The organism is Mycobacterium sp. NGS11, from assembly GCF_059813315.1.
Map to the genome: position 1 here is coordinate 71,462 of NZ_JCALEJ010000002.1, position 15,811 is coordinate 87,272.

11 protein-coding genes are annotated in these 15,811 nt (G+C 67.6%); 9 read left to right on the top strand and 2 right to left on the bottom strand.

Annotated features, from left to right (window positions below; translation table 11 throughout):
• Positions 1–44: 44 nt before the first annotated feature.
• Positions 45–611 (bottom strand): dihydrofolate reductase family protein, encoded by a 567-nt coding sequence (locus tag AC5Y4T_RS03205; protein ID WP_499915474.1) that lies wholly within the window; start codon positions 609–611, stop codon positions 45–47.
• Between the two features lie 463 nt (positions 612–1,074).
• Here AC5Y4T_RS03205 and AC5Y4T_RS03210 point away from each other — a divergent pair, with 463 nt between their 5' ends.
• The 5 genes from AC5Y4T_RS03210 (at position 1,075) to AC5Y4T_RS03230 (ending at position 5,362) form a co-directional block, all read left to right on the top strand.
• A complete protein-coding gene (locus AC5Y4T_RS03210; RefSeq protein ID WP_499916693.1) occupies positions 1,075–2,136 on the top strand; it encodes a type III polyketide synthase in 1,062 nt (353 codons plus the stop codon).
• A gap of 135 nt (positions 2,137–2,271) precedes the next feature.
• The gene (locus AC5Y4T_RS03215; protein ID WP_499916695.1) at positions 2,272–2,448 is read left to right on the top strand and encodes a malic enzyme-like NAD(P)-binding protein; all 177 of its coding nucleotides are present in this window, start codon (positions 2,272–2,274) and stop codon (positions 2,446–2,448) included.
• A gap of 108 nt (positions 2,449–2,556) precedes the next feature.
• A complete protein-coding gene (locus tag AC5Y4T_RS03220) occupies positions 2,557–3,303 on the top strand; it encodes a maleylpyruvate isomerase family mycothiol-dependent enzyme (protein ID WP_499952055.1) in 747 nt (248 codons plus the stop codon).
• A gap of 96 nt (positions 3,304–3,399) precedes the next feature.
• Entirely contained in the window at positions 3,400–4,032 is a 633-nt protein-coding gene (locus AC5Y4T_RS03225; RefSeq protein ID WP_499915478.1) for a TetR/AcrR family transcriptional regulator, read from the top strand.
• Between the two features lie 268 nt (positions 4,033–4,300).
• A complete protein-coding gene (locus AC5Y4T_RS03230) occupies positions 4,301–5,362 on the top strand; it encodes a 3-deoxy-7-phosphoheptulonate synthase (RefSeq protein WP_499952058.1) in 1,062 nt (353 codons plus the stop codon).
• A 24-nt stretch (positions 5,363–5,386) separates the two neighbouring features.
• Here AC5Y4T_RS03230 and AC5Y4T_RS03235 read toward each other — a convergent pair whose 3' ends face one another.
• A complete protein-coding gene (locus tag AC5Y4T_RS03235) occupies positions 5,387–7,051 on the bottom strand; it encodes a (2,3-dihydroxybenzoyl)adenylate synthase (protein ID WP_499952060.1) in 1,665 nt (554 codons plus the stop codon).
• A 107-nt stretch (positions 7,052–7,158) separates the two neighbouring features.
• Between AC5Y4T_RS03235 and AC5Y4T_RS03240 the strand changes: the two genes are divergently transcribed.
• The 4 genes from AC5Y4T_RS03240 to mbtD are packed head-to-tail and all read left to right on the top strand — an operon-like array spanning position 7,159 to position 15,810.
• Positions 7,159–10,668 carry a non-ribosomal peptide synthetase gene (locus AC5Y4T_RS03240; RefSeq protein ID WP_499950419.1) on the top strand — a complete coding sequence of 1,170 codons (3,510 nt, stop codon included), beginning with the start codon at positions 7,159–7,161 and terminating at the stop codon, positions 10,666–10,668.
• Complete coding sequence (locus AC5Y4T_RS03245; RefSeq protein ID WP_499915485.1) at positions 10,665–11,426, top strand: thioesterase II family protein; 762 nt, start codon at positions 10,665–10,667, stop codon at positions 11,424–11,426. The genes AC5Y4T_RS03240 and AC5Y4T_RS03245 overlap by 4 nt, the downstream gene beginning before the upstream one ends.
• Positions 11,423–12,763, top strand: coding sequence for a beta-ketoacyl [acyl carrier protein] synthase domain-containing protein (locus AC5Y4T_RS03250; protein WP_499915487.1), 1,341 nt, complete (start codon positions 11,423–11,425; stop codon positions 12,761–12,763). Before AC5Y4T_RS03245 ends, AC5Y4T_RS03250 begins: the two co-directional genes overlap by 4 nt.
• Positions 12,763–15,810, top strand: coding sequence for a mycobactin polyketide synthase MbtD (gene mbtD, locus AC5Y4T_RS03255; protein WP_499915488.1), 3,048 nt, complete (start codon positions 12,763–12,765; stop codon positions 15,808–15,810). Before AC5Y4T_RS03250 ends, mbtD begins: the two co-directional genes overlap by 1 nt.
• The last annotated feature ends 1 nt before the right edge of the window (position 15,811 follow it).

The window sequence follows — 15,811 nt, forward strand, 5'->3', positions numbered from 1 at the left end:
GCGGCGCAGTTGTTCGAGCGGTCGCCTAAGCAGTAGCGGTCCGATCAATCCTGTTTCGCCTCGTAGCGCAGCAGCACCGTGCCGCCCGGAAAGGTGCGGTTCTCCAAGAGCCGCAGCGAGATCCATGACGGCAGCGTTGGAAAGAACGGGGTGCCGCCGCCCACGGCGGCGGGTGCGACCACGATCCGGTATTCGTCCACCAGTCCGGCCTGCACGATCGGTGCGGCCAGCGTCGCGCCGGCGACCTCCAGCCTGCCGTCGGTTTCGGCTTTCAGCTTCGTCACCACCTCGACCGGGTCGCCGCGTTCCAGGCGGGAGTTCCAGTCGACGGACTCCAGGGTGTGCGAAAACACGACCTTGGGCATGTCGCGCCAGATGCGGGAGTAGTCAACGATCAACGGGCTAGCATTCGCGGCCTCGTCGGCACTGGGCCAGTACGCGGACATCAGTTGGTAGAGCCGCCGCCCGTAGAACGACAGGGCGGTCTCGCGCTCCAAGTCATTCCAGTACTGGTGCAGTTCCTCGCTCGGATCGGCCCAGTCGATGTTGCCTTGTGCATCGGCGATGTACCCGTCCACCGACACGTTGAAGCCATAGATGAGTTTGCCCATCCAGTTCAGACTGCACCGGCGGGCAAATCTCATCGCGACGACACACCAGACATCGATGAATCGTGGATGGCCAGCGTCAGGCGGCATCCTGTTCCGTCTTGTCAGCGCCCGGTTCATTCGGGGCGCTCGACGAGCTCGCCGTCTTCGAACGTGGCGCCGCCACGAACGAGGGTGATCAGGTGCGGCGCATGCCAGCGGGCTGGAGGCACTTGATCAGCTTGTGGGCCATGGCATCCAGCCATCCGCGAGCCCGACCCCTGGGTGCTTTGCTGCGGTTGCGCACGGTCGCGAAGGGGAGCCAGCCTGTCCCGCCCGCGACGGAACAGCCCAAGCCTTTGCCGCCCCTGGCAACTGACCGGTGTTACGGCAGCGCTAGCCGACTAAAGTTTTTTTAAGCGATCCGGTTAAACCGTTCGGCCGAGATTTTCGTGATCAAGGGGTGGGGGATCAAAGGGTGGGGGAAATTAGTGTCATCGCGGGCGTGTCTGGTGCGTTGCCACCGCATCGCTATTCCCAGCGAGAGCTCACCGACCTTTTCCTCAGCATCCCAGGGTTCGACGATTACGAAGACATCATTCGACAGCTACACGCCAGCGCCCAAGTCAACAGTCGGCACCTCGTTCTGCCCAAAGAGCAGTATCTGGCACTGGCCGACTTCGGCCAGGCGAACCGGATCTTTATCAAGAACGCCGTAGACCTCGGGTGCGAGGCGCTGATCGGCGCGCTCAACAAGGCGGGCCTGCAACCCCAAGACCTCGACGCGCTTATTACGACGACGGTCACCGGACTGGCGGTGCCGTCGCTGGATGCTCGCATTGCCGGGCGGCTGGGCCTGCGCGAAGATGTGCGGCGGGTACCGCTGTTCGGCCTGGGCTGCGTGGCCGGCGCGGCCGGGGTAGCACGGCTGCACGACTACCTGCGCGGTACACCCGACGGTGTGGCAGCCCTGATTTCGGTCGAGCTGTGCTCACTTACCTACCCCGGGTACAAGCCGACGCTGGCCGGTTCGGTGGGCAGTGCGCTATTTGCTGACGGGGCTGCGGCGGTGGTCGCCGTCGGCGAGCGTCGCGCTGAAGATGTCGGCGCCGCCGGCCCCGATATCCGCGATTCACGCAGTTGTCTGTACCCCGACTCGCTGCACGACATGGGCTACAACGTGGGCACCGCAGGGTTTGAACTGGTCTTGTCAAAAGACGTCGCGACCGCACTGCAGCAATACATTGGCCAGGACGTCATCACGTTCCTGGCCACGCATGGCTTGACTACCACCGACATCGGCGCCTGGGTCGTCCATCCCGGCGGCCCCAAAATCCTCGAAACGATCAACAAGGCCCTCGACTTATCACCGGATGCCCTCGCACTGAGCTGGCGCTCGCTCGGCGAAGTAGGCAACCTGTCGTCGGCGTCGGTGCTGCACGTGCTGCGCGACACCCTCGCCATACCGCCGCCCAGTAAGAGCGCGGGCATGATGATCGCGATGGGTCCTGGCTTGTGTTCTGAACTCGTGTTGCTGCGCTGGCACTGAGGAGCGGCGTTCCTTGCTCGTTGCGAGGACCAGGTCGCCGCTGCGCTGCCAGCGCTGCGCGCTCTCGTGGCACAGCTTCCGGCCGGACAGGCGTTGCAACGCCGGATCACCGACAAGAACGCTGCTAGCTAGATCATTTCGCCGCCTCAGGTCGCGTCGGCACACCCAGCGGAATTCGATCGGTGGACCGACGGGCGCGCCCTGATCGCCACTGGGTCACCCTTCGCGCCGCCGCACCCAAATTGCGCCAAAGACGTTGTAGCTCAGTGCAATAACGACCAATGCCTTACCCGCCATGGGACCTCGCCGTGACCGCCGTCCCATCGATCCCGCGTCACCGGCGAGACGATGCGGAGCGCCCTTGACTTCATACATGCAGTGTGTATGTTAGTACATACTGTATGTATCTGAAGGATAGGCATGAGCACCACAATCGACGCCATAACGGAAGAACGCAGAGTCGTGTTGGATCTTTGTTCGCAGATGCCGGATGCGATGTGGGAGAAAGACAGTGGATGCCCCGGCTGGTCGGTGCAGGACCTCGTGTCGCACATGGCATGCAGCTTCTGGCTGGCCGTCGATCCGTCGACGCTGCCCAGCCCGGGCGAAATACCTGCCGAGCGCGCGGCGGATCTGTATGTCGCCTCGCGGCGTTCGATGACTCCCAAAGAGGTTGTGGCCGATTATGAATCGGTCAGCGCGCGAGGGCTGGAGATGCTCGCAGCAATCGAGACTCAGGACATCGATATACCGATAGGCGACGTCGGGACCTATCCGGCATCGATCGTTCCGACCACCTTCGTCTTCGAGTCCTTCATTCACACCCGGTTTGACCTGTTTTCGCCGGATGGGCCATTGGAAGGCGATCCGCCGCCCGTCGACGAGCTGCGGCTTGCCCCCACCCTTGACTGGATCGAAGCGGCGCTGCCGCAACAGAACGTGCACTTACTCAACGACTTACACACCGGAGTAGAAGTAAGCCTCGACGGGCTGTGCGGGCGCACCCTGCACATCGGCGGCCACTGCGATGTCGCTGCGCGTGTCACGTCGGATTCGCAGGCCTTCGTCCGGTGGATCACCCAACGCGGCAGTTGGGAGAGTCTGGGAGTTCAGGCCGAGGGTGACTCGTCGTCGCTGGACATTGTTCGCCGGCTCAGGGTGTTCTGAGCTGGGCGCAGACGGCGACGCGACATCGGCCGGTCGCTGAATCCCGGACTTTTTATGCGGTATGCATGAAATGCATACGCAGAAAGGTATGGGTTGATGGCGAACGACGGTCGCCGCACGCAGGCCGAACGTGCGGCCGAGACACGCGATGCGTTGATCGGTGCCGCCCGGCCGTTGTTTGCGTCAGTGGGATTCGCCGACGCCTCCCTGGAAACGATCGTCCGCAACGCGGGGGTAACGCGTGGGGCCCTGTACCACCACTTCACTGACAAGACAGAGTTGTTCGCAGCGGTATTCGAGCGGGTGGAGGGTGAGATGGCCGCCCGGATGGGGGAGGCCGTCGCGGCCTCGGGACACTCCGATCCGGTCGAGATCATGCGACTGTGTTCGGGTCTGTGGTTGGACGCGTGTGCCGAACCCGAGATCCAGCGCATCGTTCTGCTCGAGGCGCTGGCGGTCCTGGGATGGGAACGGTGGAGCGACATCGGCCACCGCTACAACATCGGGTTCGTGACCGGACTGCTCACCGACGCCATCGAGTCGGGCGGCATTCCTGAACAGCCCGTCGAGGCGACCGCCCTGACGATCATGGGGGCGCTGCGGGAGGCAACGCTTTACATCGCCCGCGCGAAGGATCAGGGCCAGGCCCGCGCGGACGCCGGTGCGGTGATGGACCGTCTGATCGATGCGTTGCGCGCCAACACTTCTGGCGGGCCCGCGACAAGATGAGCGGATCGCGAGCAGCCAGGAAGGTGCCGGGTTGTCAGCTGCCTGGCTCCACGTGGTATCTTCGCCGACGTGAATATCGGCGTGCGCGAGTATTGGCGCTTTATCGTGGCTCCGGGTGGAGCCGGCGATACAGCGTCTGGTTGACGCAACCGCACGACTGATACCCGGAGCCCAGCAGTGACCACACGGTCGCTGCTTTTCGTTTTTCAGGGCATCGGGAACCAGCGGGCGTGCCCTGGGAGCCAGCAGAGAAAGGCACACACCCTCCATGTCCATCCTCAATTGCGACACGGCGACCATCGATACGTCCGATCATCGGATCGTCTCGTTCCGGGAACTCTCGGCCCCTGCCGTGATCCGCACCGAGCTGCCGTTGACGGCTCGGCGTGCCCAGACCGTTCAACGCGATCGCGAGGAGATCTCGGCGATCCTGGCCGGTGGTGACGACCGGCTATTACTGGTCGTTGGGCCCTGCTCGGTGCACGATCCCGCCGCCGCGCTCGATTACGCACGCCGACTTGCGCCGGTCGCCGCCGAGTTCGCGGATCGGCTGAAGATCGTGATGCGGGTCTACTTCGAGAAGCCGCGCACGACCGTGGGCTGGAAGGGACTCATCAACGATCCCAACATGGACGGCAGCTTCGACGTCGAACGTGGGCTCCGCATTGCGCGCGGGCTATTGCTCGACGTCATCGACGTCGGCCTGCCGGTCGGATGTGAATTCCTGGAGCCCACCAGCCCGCAATACATCGCCGACGCGGTCGCCTGGGGCGCGATCGGCGCCCGGACCACCGAGTCGCAGGTGCACCGCCAGTTGGCATCCGGGCTGTCCATGCCGGTGGGATTCAAGAACGGCACCGACGGCAACGTCCAGGTCGCCATCGACGGTGTCAAAGCCGCTGCGGCAGCACATCATTTCTTCGGTACCGACAACGTCGGTCGTGCGGCCGTCGTCGAGACCAAGGGCAATCCCGACTGCCACGTGATCCTTCGGGGTGGAACCCGCGGGCCCAACTACGACACCGCCTCGGTGACTACCGTCGTCGAACGGCTCAGCAAGGCAGGGCTTTCCACGCGGGTGATGATCGACTGCTCACATGCCAACTCCGCCAAAGACCATGTGCGGCAGGCCGAGGTCACCGCGGAGGTTACCGCACGCATCGCGGCGGGCGAGCGCGGTATCGCCGGCCTCATGCTGGAGAGCTTCCTGGTGGCCGGCGCGCAATCGCTTGGCGGCGAACTGACCTATGGCCAGTCCGTGACCGATCAGTGCATGGACTTCCAAACCACGGCCGGCCTGCTGACCGAGCTGTACGCGGCGATGGGCTGACGCGGGCCGCGGGAGAGCGCAACCCTAGTGTCGCGCGGGTGCCTGTTGCGCCGAAACCCGGCGCGCAATGGCCTTTTTGTCGATCTTGCCGATCGGGGTGGTGGGCAGCGCCGTCATCGCAACCAGAACGTCGGGGCGGGCGTGCGCGGCCACCCCACGCTCGTCGAGATAGCCGTTCAATTCCGGCAGCGATAGCTGGGGGCCACTGAAAACCACGGCCGCACAGATCTTCTCGCCCAGGTAGGAGTCTGGCAGCGCGACCGCGGCCGCCGAGAAGATCGACGGGTGGGTGTGCAGCTGCTCCTCGAGGTCCGCCGCGGAAATCGTTTCTCCGGCACGACAGATCACGTCTTTGACGCGACCGGTGACCACCAGATAGCCGTCGCCGCGTAGCCGCACCACGTCACCGCTGCGGAAGAACCCTTGCACATCGAAGCTGCGTTCGTTGTCGCGCTCGGCCCGGAAATAGCCGTTGAACGTGTACGGCCCGCGAACCAGTAGCTCGCCTTCCTCGCCCGGCGGCACCGGCTCGCCCTGCGCATCGACGACGCGCAGTTCGTCGGCCAAAGACAAGGGCCGTCCCTGGGTGTGTTCGGTGAGTTCGGGGGGATCGTCGAGCCGGGTGTAGTTCAGCAGCCCCTCGGCCATCCCGAACACCTGCTGCAGGCCCGGAGTCAGGGCGCTGCGCACCAACCGGGCATCCTCGGGTTCCAACTTGGCGCCACCAACCTGTAAGAGCCGCAATGTCTTTGGTGTCACGGGTTCCCATTCGCAGGCCTGCGCCCACAGCTTGGCCAACGCCGGCACCAGGGCGGTCACCGTGACGCCGTGGCGGTCGATGGCGGCGAAGGCCGCTTCGGGGCTGGGGTCGGTGCCGAAAACGGTGGTGGCGCCGACGGTCATCGCGCCGAGCAGGCCCGGGCAGGCCAGCGGAAAATTGTGGCCGGCCGACAGCACCGCCAAGTAGACGTCGTCCGAGGTGAGCCCGCAGAGTTCGGCGCTGGCCTTCGCGTTGAAGACGTAGTCGTCGTGGGTGCGGGGAATGAGCTTGGGTGTTCCCGTGGTACCGCCCGAAACCAGTAGCAGCGCAGGCGATCCCGGGTCGGGCGGCGGGGGCGGCGTGGACATCGCCGCCTGATCGCGCAGCTGCGCCCATGGGATGAACGGTCCCGGGTCGCCGTCGACGATGACGTGCTTCAGCGCGGCGTGCTCCTCGGACAGCGCGCGCGCCATCGCCCGATAGTCGAAACCCCCTGCGGCGTCGGCGATCAGGAGCCCGGTGGCCTCGCTGACCGCGGCGAAGTGCCCGAGTTCGGCGGCCCGGTGCCCGGGCAGGCACATCACCGGGATCGCTCCCGCCCGCAGCAGCCCGAACAGCGCCACCGCGAACTGGCAGCCGTTCGGCAGCTGCAGCAACACCCGGTCGCCCGGCGCAATACCCGCGCGCAGGAGTCCACCGGCCGCGCGGTCAGCCTGGTCGTCAAGGTCCGCATAGGTAATGCCGGCACCGCCCATCGCGTCGCGGACGGCGATTCGGTCGGGCCATTGCTTGGCCGCGTCGCTCAGGATGGCGTCCAAGGGCCGTCCCGTCCAGTAGCCGGCCGCTCGATAGGCGGCGGCCCGATCGGCGGGAAACGGCACGAACCCATCGAGGCCTCCGGCCGGCGGCTGCGGTGTGTTGACGCTCATTGGGTCCTTCAGCAGGGGGCTTCGAACGGGGCTAGTAGCGGGGACGCCGGGAGTAAGGATAGGGTAACCAAAAAATTAGGGCAGCCTGTGCTAATCAGGGAGGGTCTGTGGTGCACGCCTCGGCACGCTCGGAGGACATCCGGGCGGAGGTGGCCGAACTGCTCGGCGTTGACGTCGATGCAGTCCAGCCGGGTAGCAACCTGATCGGCCAGGGCCTGGACTCCATCCGGATCATGACGCTGGCCGGCCGCTGGCGCCGCCAAGGCATCGCCATCGACTTCGCCACACTTGCCGAAACCCCGACGATCGAAGCCTGGGCCCGCCTGGTCGAAGACGGCGGGCAAGGCGCCGACCAGCAGATCTTTACCGCCGAGGCGCCCGGCGACCCATCCGGGGAGGACGAGCCATTCGCCCTGGCCCCCATGCAACACGCGATGTGGGTCGGTCGCCATGACCACCAGCAACTGGGTGGGGTTGCCGGTCATCTCTACGTGGAGTTCGACGGCGGGCCGATCGACGCCGAGCGCCTGCGCAGGGCGGCCACCGCGCTGGCACGTCGTCACCCGATGCTGCGGGTGCGGTTCCTGCCCGACGGAAACCAGCGCATCCCCGCGGCCGCCGAGAGCGGCGACTTCCCGGTCAGCGTCGAGGACCTGCGCTCGTGGAGCACCGACGAGGTCGAGCATCGGCTCGCCGCGACCCGCGACGCCAAATCACACCAGCAGCTCGACGGCGCGGTGTTCGAACTGGCGGTGACGCTGCTTCCGGGCGAGCGCTCCCGGCTGCACGTCGACCTCGACATGCAGGCCGCCGACGCGATGAGCTATCGCACCCTGATGGCCGATCTGGCTGCCCTCTACCGTGGCCGCCACCTCCCGGGGCTGAGCTACACCTACCGGCAGTACCGCCAAGCCATCGAGGCCGAGGACGCACAACCGCAGCCGTCGCGCGAGGCCGACCGGGCCTGGTGGGCCCAGCGCCTCGCGGAGCTGCCAGACCCGCCCGCATTGCCGTCGACCGGCGGCCGCGGTGCGAACCGGAGCACCCGGCGCTGGCATTGGCTCGACCCGCAAACCCGCGATGCGCTGTTCGCCCGCGCCCAGGCACGCGGCATCACCCCGGCGATGGCGCTGGCCGCGGGATTCGCCAACACCGTGGCCCGCTGGTCGACCACCTCGCGCTTCCTGCTGAACGTCCCGCTGTTCGGGCGCCAGGCTCTGCACCCGGACGTCGACGCGTTGGTGGGTGACTTCACCTCGTCGTTGCTGCTCGACATCGATCTCGTCGGCGCAGACACCGCCACGGCGCGGGCACGGGCCGTGCAGGACGCGATGCGTGCGGCCGCCGCCCACTCCGCCTATCCCGGCCTGTCGGTGTTGCGCGACCTCAGCCGCCATCGCGGCACCCAGGTGCTCGCGCCGGTGGTGTTCACCAGCGCGCTCGGGCTCGGCGAACTATTCAGCCGCGACGTGACCGGCCAATTCGGCACGCCGGGTTGGATCATCTCCCAGGGTCCGCAGGTGCTGCTTGACGCGCAGGTCACCGAGTTCGACGGCGGGGTCTTGGTGAATTGGGATGTGCGCGAAGGCATCTTCCCCTCGGGCGTCATCGACTCCATGTTCGCCTACCACATCGACGAGCTGCACCGGCTGGCCGCCGCCGACGACGCGTGGGACGCGCTGGGCCCCTCGCCGCTGCCGGGGGCGCAGCGTGCGGTGCGGGAGTCGGCCAACGCCCGCACCGCCGAACCCAGCGGAGAAGCGTTGCACGACGGGTTCTTTCGGCAAGCCGAGCAGCGGCCCGACGCCCCGGCCGTGTTCGCGAGCAGCGGTGATCTCAGCTACGCGCAACTGCGCGACCAGGCGTGGGCGGTGGCCGCGGCGCTGCGCATTGCCGGCGTCGCGGCTGGCGACACCATCGCGGTGATGGGCCCGAAAACCGCCGAGCAGATTCCGGCGTTGCTGGGCATCCTGTCCGTCGGCGCCGTTTACCTGCCGGTCGGTGTCGACCAGCCGCGTGACCGTGCCGAGCGGATCCTCGAGACCGGTCGGGTGAGCCTGGCGCTGGTGTGCGGGGGACAACGGCTGTCCCTGCCGGTGCCCGAGCTGGTACTCGCCGAGGTGCTTCGCAACCCCTCCGTCGGCGCCGAGATGGCCTCAGCGAGAATCGATCCCGACGAGCTCGCCTATGTGTTGTTCACCTCGGGCTCCACCGGCGAACCCAAAGGCGTTGAGGTCACCCACGACGCGGCGATGAACACGGTGGAATTCATCGGTCGCCACTTCGAGATCGGTCCCGCGGACCGATGCCTGGCACTGTCGACCCTGGAAGGCGACATCTCGGTGATGGACGTGTTCGTCACCTTGCGTACCGGCGGGGCCATCGTGGTGGTCGAGGAAGCCCAGCGGCGCGATCCCGACGCCTGGGCACGGCTGATTAACACCCATAAAGTCACCGTGCTGCATTTCATGCCCGGCTGGCTGGAGATGCTGATCGAAGTCGGAAGCGGGCGCCTCTCCTCGGTGCGGGTGATTCCCACCGGAGGCGACTGGGTGCGCCCCGAGGTGGTACGTCGCCTACGGGCCGAAGCGCCGAACCTGCGCTTCGCGGGCCTCGGCGGTGCGACCGAAACCCCGGTGCACAACACCATTTTCGAGGTAACGGGGGTGCTGCCGGACGATTGGGCGGCCCTGCCCTTCGGCATCCCGCTCCCCAACAACGCCTGCCGCGTCGTCAGCGACACCGGCGCCGACTGCCCCGACTGGGTCCCGGGGGAGCTCTGGGTGTCCGGCCGCGGCGTCGCGCGCGGCTACCGCGGACGTCCCGATCTCACTGCGGAACGCTTCGTCCAGCATGACGGCCGAACCTGGTACCGCACCGGCGATTTGGTGCGTTACTGGCCGGACGGCGTCCTCGAATTCGTCGGCCGCGCCGACCACCGCGTGAAGATCAGCGGGTATCGCGTCGAGCTGGGCGAGATCGAGACCGCGTTGCGGCGCGTGCCCGGGGTGCGGACGGCGGTGGCCGCCTTGATCCCCGTATCCGGGCAATCCGACGTGCTCGCCGCGCAGGTGTGCACCGACGACGCATCTTTGACCGCCGAGCGGATGCGGCGGCGCCTTGGTGAGCTGGTTCCCGCGCACATGGTCCCACGCCACATCACGGTGGTAGAGCGGATCGGTTTCACCGATGCCGGAAAGCTCGACCGGCGGACCGCCGCACGCGAATTGGAGACCGCCGCCTCGCAAGCGCAGCGGCCCGGCCACCGCCGCGCGTCGACACCCTTGGAATCGGCACTGGCGATGATCGTCGGTGATCTGCTCGGCCGCGAAGACGTCGGAGTCGACGACGACTTCTTCGCGCTCGGCGGCGATTCGGTGCTCGCCACCCAGGCGGTGGCGAGGATTCGGGCGTGGCTGGACGCACCGGACATCATCGTCGCCGACATCTTCGCCAACCGAACCGTGTCGGCGCTGGCCGCGGTGCTCAGCGCCGCAGAGAACGACCCCGGCAGGCTGGATCAGGTCGCCGAGCTGTACCTGGAAGTCGTCGGCATGGACGCCGAATCGGTTCTGGCGGCGTCTCGTCCGCCTGCGAAATCGTATACGGCGCAATGACTGTGAATAACTTGATCACCGTGTCTTCCACGTTCCCGTCCTGGATCAAGCTGACCCCTGGCCGCGGCAACGGATCGTCGACCGGTGCCACCGTGATATTTCCGCACGCCGGCGCGGCCGCCGCGAGCTACCGGGTACTGGCGGCGGCGCTGGCCGCCGGTGGCGACACCTACGTCGTGCAGTACCCGCAGCGGGCCGACCGCCTCACCGAACCGGCGCACGACAGCGTGCACGACCTGGCCGTCAGCCTGTTTCGGGCGGCGCCGTGGCCAAGCGTCGCGCCGCTGAAGTTGTTCGGGCACAGCATGGGCGCCGTCGTCGCCTTCGAGTTCGCCCGCGTCGCCGAAGCGTACGGCGCGGCCGTGCAGAAGCTCTGGGTATCGGCCGGTCCGCCGCCCTGCGTCGTCGCCGACATGCCCGAACTGCCGACCAGTGACGACGGACTGTTGGCCGATATCGCCGATCTGGGTGGTACCGACCCCGAACTGCTTGCCGACGAAGAGTTTTCCGAATTGCTGACCACCGCCGTACGCGCCGACTACCGCGCCTTCAACGGGTATGAACCCAGCCCCGATGTCCGCATCGGCGCCGACATTCACGTGCTGGGCGGTCACGACGACCACCGCATCGCCGCCGTCGTGCTCAAGCAGTGGGAAAGGCACACCGCCGGATCGTTCGCGGTGTCGCTGTATGACGGCGGGCACTTCTACGTCTATGACCACGTCGAGGCGGTCGCCGCGCAGGTGAATGCCGGGTGATGCCGATGTCTGACAATGCCTTTGGCGAGGGTCCACACGACGACGGCGCCGATCCCGTCGTGATCGTGGGAATGGGTGTGGAGGCGCCCGGCGGCATCGAAACCGCAGAGGACTACTGGGATCTGCTGGCCCACGGCCGCGAGGCGCTGGGTCCGTTTCCCACCGACCGCGGATGGGCGGTGCGCGAACTGCTCGCCGGCTCGCGCCGCAGCGGCTTCAAAGAAATCCATGACCGCGGCGGCTTCCTCACCGGGGCAACCACATTCGATCCAGAGTTCTTCGGCATCTCGCCCCGCGAGGCCGTCGTGATGGACCCGCAGCAGCGCGTGGCGTTACGGGTGGCCTGGCGTGCGTGCGAAAACAGCGGCATCAATCCCGACGACCTGGCCGGGCACGATGTCGGCTGCTTCGTCGGCGCCTCGGCCACCGGCTACGGACCCGACATGGCCAGGTTCTCCGAACACAGCGGTCATCTGCTGGCCGGCACCGCGCTCAGTGTGATCTCGGGCCGCATCGCCTACACACTGGGATTGACCGGGCCGGCGCTGACCCTGGACTCCTCGTGCGCGTCCGCGCTGGTGGCGTTCCACGTCGCCACCCGCTCCCTGCAGAACGGCGACTGCGACCTGGCCATCGCGGGTGGGGTCAACGTGCTGGGTTCGCCGGGCTTCTTCGTCGAATTCTCCAAACAGCACGCACTCTCCGACGACGGATACTGCCGCCCTTACAGCGCGCAGGCCAGCGGAACCGTGTGGGCCGAGGGAGCGGCGATGTTTGTGCTGCAACGTAAGTCGGCCGCGCTGCGCGCCAGTCGGCGGATCGTCGCCGAGGTGCGGGCCACCGCCATGAATCAGGACGGGCGCAGCGCCGGTCTGAGCGCGCCCAGCGGTGATGCCCAGGTGCGGCTGTTCCGGCGCGCGATCGGCCAGGCCGGGGTCAAACCCGCCGAGGTGGGAATGATCGAGGGGCACGGCACTGGCACGCGCCTCGGTGACCGGACCGAGTTGCGGTCGCTGGCCGAGACGTACGGCGAGACCGAACCCGGCCGCGGGGCGTTGCTGGGTTCGGTGAAATCCAACGTGGGCCACTCGCTGGCCGCGGCGGGTGCGCTGGGGCTGGCCAAGGTGCTGGTATCGGCCGAACACGGCGCCGTACCAGCCACCCTGCACGCCGGCGAAGCGAGCCCCGAAATCGACTGGGACACACAAGGGTTGCGGTTGGCCCAGACGCTGACACCGTGGCCGGCCATCGACGGGCAGCGCACCGCCGCGGCGTCCGCGTTCGGCATCGCGGGCACCAACGCACATCTGATCGTCACCGTCCCCGAGGTCGCATGATGCGGACCCATCGACTGCCGGACGGGCGCGTCCCGGTGCTGCTCAGCGCCCACGACCCAGAGTTGCTCCGGCGGGACGCCTTGGCGATCGCGGACTACCTTGGTCGTGCCGACGACTCGGCAGACCTGACCGCCGAGGTCGCCGCGACCCTGCTGCGGTTGCGCCGCGTGCGACGTCACCGCGCGGTGGTACGAGCGGCGGACAGCGCCGAGCTGGCCGCCGGACTGTCCGCGATCGCTCACGGCGAAGAACACGAGTTGGTGTCGCGCTCCGCCCAGACGACGCCGCCGCGCATCGCGTTCGTGTTCCCGGGCCAGGGCAATCAATGGCAGGCGATGGGAGCAGAGGCCTACCGGCGGCTGCCGGCCTACCGCGAGGCCGCCGACCGGTGCGCACACGCGTTCACATCCGCCGGATTTCCTTCTCCGCTGCCATATCTGGTGAGCGACGACGAGCGCAACTGGTCGCGAACCGAGATTCAGGCGGGGCAGTTCACCCACGCGGTGAGTCTGTCAGAAGCGTGGCGATCCTACGGGGTGCTGCCCGACGTCACCATCGGCCACAGCCTCGGCGAGGTGGCGGCCGCCTATGTGGCCGAAGCGCTTTCGCTACCGGACGCCGTCGCACTGGTGGTTGCGCGCGCGACCGTTGTGGACCAACTGACCGGCCGCTACGCGATGGCGGTGCTCGGGACCGGCCTCGACATCGCGCAGTCGCTGCTGGCCGAGACGCCCGGCTGGCTGGAAGTCTCGGCGGTCAACGGGCCGTCGTCGACCGTGGTCGCCGGCGATCACGAGGCGGTGGTCGCCGCAGTGCGGCTGGCCCAGCAGCGTGGCATCTTCAGCCAGCAACTCTCCGTCGACTATCCCGGACACACCAGTGCGCTTCGACCGCTGCGGACGAGTCTGGCCGAGCTGACGCCGAAGTCGGCGTTCCGGGACGCGCCGGTGAGATTCATCGGCTCCACGCTGGGAACCGAGTTGGGCGACACGACCGATTTCTCCGACTATTGGTATGAAAACCTCTGTGGCACTGTGCGGTTCGACCTCGCCGTGGGATATGCCCGCGCCTGCGGGGTCGACGCGTTCGTCGAGCTTTCGGCGCACCCGTCGCTGCTCTACCCCCTGGGCGGCATCGTCGACGACGAGTCGACCGTCATCGTCGGCTCGGGGCATCGCGACCGATCCATCACCGATTCGCTGTCGGCGAGCATCGCCGCCATCGCGACCGCGGACCCCGGCTGCAAATGGGCCGACGCCGTCCCGATCAGCGGCCGGCCCGCGCTGCGGGGATTCCCGAACGCCCCGATGCGCGCGGTGCACCTGTGGGCGGCACCGGAACGACTGACCGAAGCGGCGCCGGCGCAGCCGCTCACCGCGGCCGTCGAGGACTGGCGGCCGATGACGGCGCCGATCACACCGGTGGCTCCCGCCGTCGACATCGGCTTCTCCGGTGCGGGCGCGCTGACGCAGCGACTCGTCGATGCCGTTGCTGCACACGGCGACTGCCGAGCGGTGTCACCGAATCAAGCGGAAATCCTCGTGGTGGCCGCTGCGGAAATCGACGAACTCGACACGTCCGCCGCAATCGATCGGATCGCGGGCCGGCCCGATGCGGGTCTCCCCGATTATCCCGCGCTCATCGGCCCTCGATGCCGGGCCGTCTGGTTGCTCACCGCCGGCGCCGAACAGATCGACCGGGATGACGCAGGCGTCTCTCCGGCTCAGGCGGCGCTGGCGGGCATGCATCGCAGCGTCGGCTTCGAGTTCGCGGATCAGGCCTTCGGGCACCTGGATCTCGCGCACCGCGATCTCGATCCCGCGACGGCACAGGCCGCCGTCGAGGTGCTGCTCGGCGAGGCGGCCGAGGTCGCGCTGCGGGGCGGCGAATCTCCGCGACGCTACGCCCGGACGTTTCGCGCGTGCCGCGAACCGGTGACTCGGCGACCACTCGAGGCCGCCGCGCTGGAGGACGTGGTGATCACGGGCGGCAGCGGAGCCATCGGGCTACAGTACGCGCGGTATTGCCTGGACCGCGGCGCCCGCACCGTTACCCTGTTGAGCCGCAACGGCGTTGACCCGGCCGTACTGCGTGAGCTCGCCGACCGGCATGACGCCGAGGTCCGCGCCCCGCAGTGCGATATCACCGATCGCGCCGCGCTTGCCGCGGTTGCCGCCAATGCGGGGTCGGGTGCGTCATTACTGATCCACACCGCGGGCATCGCACGAGCGCGCTCGCGTGCGGATCTCACCGGTGCGGACGTCGCGGCGGTCTGCGGGGCCAAGGTCAATGGACTGGCCGCGCTGGTCGATGTGTGGCCGCTGCGGCCGGACTGCCGGATCCTGGCCTGCTCATCGGTATTCGGAGTTTGGGGCGGCTACAGCCACGCGGCGTACGCGGCTTCCAACCGGATGCTCGACGTATTGGCCGCGCAGTTGCGTGCCGCGGGCCGCGACTGCACGGCGATCCGATGGGGCCTGTGGCAGGGCGCCGGGGTAGTGGTGGGTAACGAGATCACCCGCACCGAGCGCTCCGGTCTGGTGGCAATGGAACCGGAGCGGGCGATCGAGGCCAGTCTGTATCGCTACGAGGGCGATCCACTGATTTTCGATGCCGACTTCGAGCGGCTCCGGGTCTTCTTCGAAAGTCAGGGAATGCCAATGCCGTTCGTCGCCGCCCGCACCGGCGACGACGACGACGGCCGCGAAAGCCCGGTTGAGAAGCCACTCGCCGAGATAGTCGGGGCCGAACTGGCCGCGACGTTGCACCTGGGTGATTCGCCATCGATTGACCCTGGCACGTCGCTCATTGACCTGGGTGTGGACTCGTTGCTCGCACTCGACCTGCGTAAGCGGCTGCGCCGCACGCTAGGCAAATCGGTTCCGGTGTCCCGCATGCTCGGCGGCATCACCGTGACCGAGCTGATCGAGGCGTTGCGTGCAGACTCGACCGGCGGGACCGTAATGCCGCCGTCATTCGAGCGCCCCGGCGCCGCCAACGGTGCGCACCACTCAACGCTCGCGATGCTAGAAAGGTTGGACTCCTAGC

Bases quoted from the DNA above. Each gene is read 5' to 3' on its own strand.
- AC5Y4T_RS03245 (WP_499915485.1), top strand. From the start codon at position 10,665: ATGACTGTGAATAACTTGATCACCGTGTCTTCCACGTTCCCGTCCTGG.
- AC5Y4T_RS03230 (WP_499952058.1), top strand. From the start codon at position 4,301: ATGTCCATCCTCAATTGCGACACGGCGACCATCGATACGTCCGATCAT.
- AC5Y4T_RS03220 (WP_499952055.1), top strand. From the start codon at position 2,557: ATGAGCACCACAATCGACGCCATAACGGAAGAACGCAGAGTCGTGTTG.
- AC5Y4T_RS03205 (WP_499915474.1), bottom strand. From the start codon at position 611: ATGGGCAAACTCATCTATGGCTTCAACGTGTCGGTGGACGGGTACATC.
- AC5Y4T_RS03235 (WP_499952060.1), bottom strand. From the start codon at position 7,051: ATGAGCGTCAACACACCGCAGCCGCCGGCCGGAGGCCTCGATGGGTTC.
- AC5Y4T_RS03225 (WP_499915478.1), top strand. From the start codon at position 3,400: ATGGCGAACGACGGTCGCCGCACGCAGGCCGAACGTGCGGCCGAGACA.
- mbtD (WP_499915488.1), top strand. From the start codon at position 12,763: ATGCGGACCCATCGACTGCCGGACGGGCGCGTCCCGGTGCTGCTCAGC.